Below are 5,151 nucleotides of genomic sequence, written 5' to 3' on the forward strand. Positions count from 1 at the left end.
CGATCGTGATAACCAACTGACTTTGTTCGATTCTTAACCGGACACTAGTGGGCTTCAGCCTGACAGTTCTCAAGCCGGCTGAAGCCGGCCCCACAGAACACTCGCCGGTGATCACGAGTCAGTCAGCGTTTCACGCCGCCCGCGCGCGGCTCGATTTCCTCGATCGGCGCGCCATACAGCATCTCGATACCTTCCATGTCGGGCAGGCTGTGGGCGATGCCCTTGTGGCAGTCGATGCAGGTGTGATGATCCTCGCCTGCCAGGGCCTTCGAGTGCACGTACACGGCGCGGGCGCTCTGGCGCGTCCAGTCCATGAACTTGTAGTTGTGGCAGTTGCGGCATTCCAGCGAGTCGTTGGCCTTGAGCCGCGCCCATTCGTGCTTCGCCAGTTCGAGGCGATGGTTCACGAACTTCTCGCGCGTGTTGATGGTGCCGAAGATCTTGCCCCACACTTCCTTGGAGGCCTGCATCTTGCGCGCGATCTTGTCGGTCCAGTCGTGCGGGACGTGGCAGTCCGGACAGGTCGCCCGCACGCCCGAGCGGTTGCTGTAGTGGATGGTGTGCTTGAGATCGGCAAAGACGTTGTCACGCATCTCGTGACAACTGGTGCAGAACTCCTCGGTGTTGGTGACTTCGAGCGCGGTGTTGAAACCGCCCCAGAACAGCACGCCGCCGATGAAGCCGCCGATGGTCAGGAATCCCAGGCTGAAATAGCGACTGGGCGAGCTGACCACCCGCCACCAGCCGCGCAGCATGTCCCACAGGCGCTTCATTTCTTCTTTTCTTTGTCGTCCGACCCGGCCGCCGCGGCGCGCTGGCGCGCGATGATCTCGTCGACGTCCAGGAACGTATTGGCCACCGGCGGCGTGACTTCCGACTGCGGCACGTGGCACTGGGTGCAGAAGTAACGGCGCGGCGAAATCTCGGCGAGGAAATCGAACTCGCGATCCATGTAGTGCGTGGCGCTGACCATCGGCGCGCCGAACTCGTTGTTGCGCACGCGCGCGTGGCAGTACATGCACATGTTCACGTTGCGCGTGATTTCATACTTCTCGATCGAGTGCGGGATGGTCGGCGGCTGGCTGGTGTAGGCGCGGCCGCGCTTCACGTCCTTGTTCTCCACCGGCCAGATCTTGGGCGCCTGCGGCTCTTCCTTGAGCGGCGTGTTACCGCGCAGGCCGTTCACCAGGTCCTCCGCCGGCAGCGACATGGCCGCAAGCGCAATGACGGCCGCACCCATCGCAGCAATGACCCAGCGTGCAGCGCGCATCACACGGCTCCCAGCGGCACGATCTTGACCGCGCATTTCTTGAAGTCCGTCTGCTTGGAGATCGGATCAGTCGCATCCAGCGTCACCTTGTTGATGAGCTGGGAGGCGTCGAACCAGGGCACGAACACCACACCGCGCGGCGGCTTGTTGCGGCCACGCGTTTCGACGCGCGAACGGATCTCGCCGCGCCGCGATACGACCTTCACCTCGACGCCGCGACGGATCTTCATCGCCTCCGCGTCGTCCGGATGCATGAACACCAGCGCATTCGGGAAGGCGCGATACAGTTCCGGCACGCGCGCAGTCATCGAACCCGAATGCCAGTGCTCGAGCACGCGCCCGGTCACCAGCCAGTAGTTGAACTCGGTGTCGGGCGACTCGGCCGGCGGCTCGTAGGGCAGCGCAAAGATGTTGGCGCGGCCATCCTTGTTGCCATAGAAATCGAAGCCGCTGCCCTTCTTCGCGTACGGATCCGCTCCCTCACGGAAGCGCCACAGCGTCTCCTTGCCGTCGACGACTGGCCAGCGCAGGCCAGCCACCTGGTGATAGACGTCGAACGGCGCGAGATCGTGTCCGTGGCCGCGTCCGAAGGAGGCGTATTCCTCGAACAGGCCCTTCTGCACATAGAAGCCGAAGTGCTTCGACTCGTGATTGTCGTACTCGCGATCCATCTCGCTGACCGGGAAACGGTTCACCTGGCCGTTCGCGAACAGCACGTCGAACAGCGTCTTGTTGCGGTACGACGGGTTCGCGTTCAGCAGTTCGGCCGGCCACACTTCGTCGGTCTTGAAGCGCTTCGAGAATTCCATGAGCTGCCACAGATCCGAACGCGACTCGCCCGGCGCATCGACGAGCTGATGCCAGAACTGGGTGCGGCGTTCGGCATTGCCGTAGGCGCCCTCCTTCTCCACCCACATCGCGCTCGGCAGCACCAGATCCGCCGCCTGCGCCGTGACGGTGGGATAGGCATCGGACACGACGATGAAGTTGGCGGGATTGCGATAGCCGGGCAATCCCTCCTCGTTCATGTTGGCCGCAGCCTGCATGTTGTTGTTCACCTGCACCCAGTACGCGTTGAGCTTGCCGTCCTTGAGCATGCGGTTCTGTTCGACGGCGTGATAACCCGGCTTCGGATTGATGGTGCCGGCCGGCAGCTTCCACAGTTCCTCGGCATGCTTGCGATGCTCGGGGTTCACCACCGTCATGTCCGCCGGCAGGCGATGCGCGAACGTGCCGACCTCGCGCGCCGTGCCGCAGGCCGAGGGCTGACCGGTGAGCGAGAACGGACTGTTGCCCGGCGTCGAGATCTTTCCCGTCAGCAGGTGCAGGTTGTAGACGAGATTGTTCGCCCACACGCCGCGCGTGTGCTGGTTGAAACCCATGGTCCAGAACGAAGTGACGCGCACTTTCGGATCGGCGTACAGGTCGGCGAGCTGCTTCAGCCAGCCTTCCGGACAGCCCGACATCTTCACCGCGTACTCGAGCGTGTACGGCTTCACGAAGGCGGCATATTCCTCGAACGTCATCGGCTCGGCGTCGTTGGCGCGGCCGGCGTTCTTCGCCTTCATTTCCAGCGGATGATCGGGCCGCAGTCCATAGCCGATGTCGGTCACGCCGCGCTTGAAGTTGACGTGCCTGCCGACGAAGTCCTTGTTGACCTTGCCTGTCTGGATGATGTGGTTCGCGATGTAATTCATGATCGCGAGGTCCGACTGCGGCTTCATCACCAATGGAATGTCGGCGAGATCGAAGGAGCGGTGCTCGAAGGTCGAGAGCACCGCGACCTTGACGTGCGGCGCGGACAGCCGGCGATCGGCGACGCGCGACCACAGGATGGGATGCATCTCCGCCATGTTCGAGCCCCACAGCACGAACGCATCGGCGGATTCGAAATCGTCGTAGCAGCCCATGGGTTCGTCGATGCCGAAGGTGCGCATGAAGGCGTAGGCGGCCGAGGCCATGCAGTGACGCGCATTGGGATCGACGTTGTTGCTGCGGAAGCCGGCCTTGAACAGCTTGTTCGCGGCATAGCCTTCCCAGACCGTCCACTGGCCCGAGCCGAAAATGCCGACGCCTTCCGGCCCCTTCTCGCGCAGCGCCGCCTTGAACTTCTCCTCCATGATGTCGAAGGCCTGCTTCCAGGTGATCGGCGTGAACTCGCCGTTCTTGTCGTACTTGCCGTCGGTCATGCGCAGCAGCGGCTGGGTCAGCCGGTCCGAGCCGTACATGATCTTGGAGAGGAAGTAGCCCTTCACGCAGTTGAGACCGCGATTCACTTCGGCATTCGCATCGGCGTGCGTCGCGACCACGCGGCCGTCCTTCACCGCCACGCGTACGCCGCAACCGGTGCCGCAGAAGCGGCACGGCGCCTTCGACCACTTCATGCGGGTGAACTGCGATTCGGTGATGATGTTCGAGGCCTGCGAAGGCGCGGCGGTGGCGGCGGCAATCGCGGACGCCGCGGCGCTGCGGCGCAGGAACTGGCGTCGGTTCATGCCTGTTCCTCCATCGGTTCGTCGAGATCGCGCGCGCGTTCGCTCAGGTGCGCGACGATCGATACCGTCAGCACGCCGCGCAGATCCTGCAGCCGCTGCGTCGCGTCGGCGAGCGAGCGGGCATCGGCCGCCTCCAGCACCACGGCGAACTTGGCGGGATGGGCGGTGGCGTGCAGCTCGGCGCCGGGCAGTTCCGCGACCGTCCGGCGCAGGGTGTCGAGACACGAGGGCACGATGTGCAGCAACAGGCTGGCGATATGGACGATCTCTTCCTGCAACTCACGAGGCGTGGCCGTGAACAGATCGCGACGGGACAGCAGCGTTCGCATCAATGAGATCCCTCGTTGTCAGACGGACGGCGGACCGGGCGGACCGGCGATGAGCTGGTACATCCAGACGGCGAAACCGAAGCCGGCGACCACCAGCACGGCCAGGATGGGCACGAGCACGAGGGCCAGGAAGGCAAAGGCCGCCAGTTCGCGCTTCTTTTCGGTGTGCATCGCCTCTCCTGAATCCCCGGGAGTTCTTGTAGTGCCGCGCCGCCGCTGCCGAAAGTTCGGATTTCCGCAGCCGTCCACGCGGAATACCCGAAAGACAGATCCGCGGTCGGGCGTTATCGCCGCCGCTACGGGCGCATTCGCCGGCAGTCGGCCGCTGCTCACCGGTATTTTCGATCTCGGTGTAACCCTGAACGCTCCTGGCGTGTCCTAACGCCAAGACCGCAACAACGCGGAAACGAGTTCAGACCACCCAGGAGATCGTCATGTTTGCCCTCAGCATCAACAACAGCAAAGTCCAGAGCGCCGTGTGCATGGTTCTGTCGGCCCTCATCGTCAGCGTCAGCCTGTCCCTGGGCGCCTTCGCTGCCGAACGTGCCGCCGACGTCGGCTACTCGGTGACCATCACGCAGCTGTCATGAGTTTCCACTCGCCCCCTGCCGGCGTTGCCTATCGCGGTGCGCCGGCAGGCTTTGGCCCGGAGGTCGGAGTTGGAAGTTTCACACGGAGATCACGGAGGACACGGAGGTCGGAAGAGAAGATTTCACACAGAGATCGCAGAGAACACAGAGTTCAAGAAAAGGCGATTTTCCTTCTTCTGACCTCTGTGTTCTCTGCGATCTCTGTGTGAAATCTTCTCTCCGCAGGAAGATCATCCCAGGTAGGCGCGCGTCAGTTGCTCCGACACGGTCCAGAGCCGCGCCGCCATCGCGGCATCGGTCTGATATTCCCCCTGCGGTTCGGGCGCGCAGTTCTTGAAGTACCCGCCGCTCACCTTGCCCAGCGCGGGATTCGTAGCGACATAGCACGGCGTCGCTGCCCCTTGCCCGACGGAGTTGCGATAGTTCGCCGTGCTGCCGGCGGTATTGCGAAGAATCGCCGTCCGCGT

At 63.4% G+C, this 5,151-nt stretch carries 6 protein-coding genes and 1 pseudogene; 1 reads left to right on the forward strand and 6 read right to left on the reverse strand.

Going from position 1 to position 5,151, the window contains the following annotated elements; all coding sequences use genetic code 11:
* Window positions 1-122 precede the first annotated feature (122 nt).
* Genes V7D81_RS22810 through napE form a run of 5 tightly spaced genes read right to left on the reverse strand, consistent with a single transcriptional unit; the run spans window position 123 to window position 4,265 of the window.
* A complete protein-coding gene (locus V7D81_RS22810; protein ID WP_324320652.1) occupies window positions 123-773 on the reverse strand; it encodes a cytochrome c3 family protein in 651 nt (216 codons plus the stop codon).
* The gene (locus V7D81_RS22815) at window positions 770-1,270 is read right to left on the reverse strand and encodes a nitrate reductase cytochrome c-type subunit (RefSeq protein ID WP_324320654.1); all 501 of its coding nucleotides are present in this window, start codon (window positions 1,268-1,270) and stop codon (window positions 770-772) included. Before V7D81_RS22815 ends, V7D81_RS22810 begins: the two co-directional genes overlap by 4 nt.
* Entirely contained in the window at window positions 1,270-3,765 is a 2,496-nt protein-coding gene (gene napA / locus V7D81_RS22820) for a periplasmic nitrate reductase subunit alpha (protein WP_324320656.1), read from the reverse strand. Before napA ends, V7D81_RS22815 begins: the two co-directional genes overlap by 1 nt.
* Window positions 3,762-4,094 (reverse strand): chaperone NapD, encoded by a 333-nt coding sequence (locus tag V7D81_RS22825; protein WP_324320658.1) that lies wholly within the window; start codon window positions 4,092-4,094, stop codon window positions 3,762-3,764. The genes napA and V7D81_RS22825 overlap by 4 nt, the downstream gene beginning before the upstream one ends.
* Before the next feature lie 18 nt (window positions 4,095-4,112).
* Window positions 4,113-4,265: a periplasmic nitrate reductase, NapE protein gene (napE, locus tag V7D81_RS22830; protein ID WP_324320660.1), complete on the reverse strand. Its 153-nt coding sequence runs from the start codon at window positions 4,263-4,265 to the stop codon at window positions 4,113-4,115.
* Window positions 4,266-4,528: 263 nt separating this feature from the next.
* On the opposite strand from napE, the gene V7D81_RS22835 reads away from it, so the two are divergent.
* On the forward strand, window positions 4,529-4,684 hold the full coding sequence (locus tag V7D81_RS22835) for a hypothetical protein (RefSeq protein WP_324320662.1): 156 nt from the start codon (window positions 4,529-4,531) through the stop codon (window positions 4,682-4,684).
* Window positions 4,685-4,914: 230 nt separating this feature from the next.
* On the opposite strand, the pseudogene V7D81_RS22840 reads toward V7D81_RS22835, so the two are convergent.
* Window positions 4,915-5,151, reverse strand: a pseudogene (locus V7D81_RS22840) (hypothetical protein); the annotation flags it as partial.

Source organism: Povalibacter sp. (assembly GCF_036735925.1).
Taxonomy (GTDB): domain Bacteria; phylum Pseudomonadota; class Gammaproteobacteria; order Steroidobacterales; family Steroidobacteraceae; genus Steroidobacter.

Excerpts from the sequence above, each read along its gene's own strand:
- V7D81_RS22810 (WP_324320652.1), bottom strand. The coding sequence starts at position 773 with ATGAAGCGCCTGTGGGACATGCTGCGCGGCTGGTGGCGGGTGGTCAGC.
- V7D81_RS22815 (WP_324320654.1), bottom strand. The coding sequence starts at position 1,270 with ATGCGCGCTGCACGCTGGGTCATTGCTGCGATGGGTGCGGCCGTCATT.
- napA (WP_324320656.1), bottom strand. The coding sequence starts at position 3,765 with ATGAACCGACGCCAGTTCCTGCGCCGCAGCGCCGCGGCGTCCGCGATT.
- V7D81_RS22825 (WP_324320658.1), bottom strand. The coding sequence starts at position 4,094 with ATGCGAACGCTGCTGTCCCGTCGCGATCTGTTCACGGCCACGCCTCGT.
- napE (WP_324320660.1), bottom strand. The coding sequence starts at position 4,265 with ATGCACACCGAAAAGAAGCGCGAACTGGCGGCCTTTGCCTTCCTGGCC.
- V7D81_RS22835 (WP_324320662.1), top strand. The coding sequence starts at position 4,529 with ATGTTTGCCCTCAGCATCAACAACAGCAAAGTCCAGAGCGCCGTGTGC.